General features: G+C 63.5%; 1 protein-coding gene. It reads left to right on the plus strand.

Annotated elements, in window-relative coordinates; genetic code table 11:
• On the plus strand, window positions 1-1,392 hold a 1,392-nt coding region (locus JJQ72_RS20190), incomplete at both ends, for an amino acid adenylation domain-containing protein (RefSeq protein ID WP_208204784.1).

The raw sequence follows: 1,392 nt of genomic DNA on the forward strand, positions 1-1,392 counted from the left end.
GGGGTGGCAGCCTGAGCTATGGAGAGCTGAACGGACAGGCCAACCGCCTTGCCCGGAGGCTCATCGCGCAGGGGGTCCGGCGCGGAGACCGGATCGGGGTATGCCTGGACCGCAGTCGCGAGCTGGTGGTCAGCCTGCTCGCCGTGCTGAAGGCCGGCGGCGTGTATGTGCCGCTCGATCCGGCATTGCCGCAGGAGCGGCTGGCGTACATGCTGGAGCAGGCGGGCGTGAGCGTGCTGCTGACGAAGCAGGCGTTGACTGAAGTGGCAGGGAAGGCGGCACAGGCGGTTGGCGGGATCGGCAGCGAGACTCCTAGCCAAACGCCTAGCCCAACGCCTAGCGAGCAGGGCGCAGCCTCTCCCATTATGCTGCTAAGTGTGGATGGGCTGGAGGAAGTGCTGCAGTCGGAAGACAGCGGGAACCTGGGGCTTCCGGTGGAGCCGGAGCAGCTGATGTATATCATCTTTACCTCAGGCTCAACCGGCCGGCCCAAGGGAGCGAGTGTGTACCGAAGCGGGTTCGCCCGGCTGATGCAGTGGTACACACAGGAGTTTCAGATGAACACAGCCGATCACGTGCTGCTGATCACCTCGCCAAGCTTTGATCTGACGCAAAAAAATCTGTTCGCTCCGCTGATGACCGGCGGGGAGCTGGTGCTGCTGCCGTCCGGGCTGTACGATCCGCGCGAGGTGAATGAGCTTCTCGAGCGCCATCGCATCACGCTGCTAAATGGAACGCCAAGCGCCTTCTACCCGCTGCTGGACGAAGCGGCGGAGAGCGGCTACGCTCAGCTGCGCAGCCTGCGGCATGTATTTCTGGGCGGCGAGCCGATCGCCCCGGACCGGCTGCTCCCGTGGAGCGAGTCCGGAGCCTGCCAGGCAGAGATCGTAAATACCTACGGACCGACCGAATGCACAGATGTCACGGTGTACACCCGGCTGCCGGATCTGCGTTCCTTGGAGCCGGGGGCCGTGCCAATCGGCCGTCCAACTCCGGGTACGCAGCTGTACATTCTGAACGAAGGACTGGGGCTGGTGCCCATCGGGGTACCGGGTGAGCTATGCATCGCCGGGGGACAGGTCGGCGGCGGGTATGTAGGAGACGAGCTGAAGACCGCCGAGAAATTTGTAGACCATCCTTACGGCGGAGGGCACTCTTCTAAGCTGTACCGGACCGGCGATCTGGCGAAGTACAGGCCGGACGGGACGGTGGTCTATCTGGGACGCATGGACCACCAGGTGAAGATTAGAGGATACCGGATTGAGCTGGGCGAGATTGAAGCCGCATTGCGGGAGTGCAGCGGGGTCAAGGAAGCAGTGGTCGTGGCCCGAGCCGATGAAGCTGGAGAGAACCGGCTGATTGCGTACGTAGTGCCGGGAGATGCCAATCCTG

Origin of the sequence: Paenibacillus sp. F411 (assembly GCF_017582705.1) — a bacterium.
GTDB lineage: Bacteria > Bacillota > Bacilli > Paenibacillales > Paenibacillaceae > Paenibacillus_AQ > Paenibacillus_AQ algicola.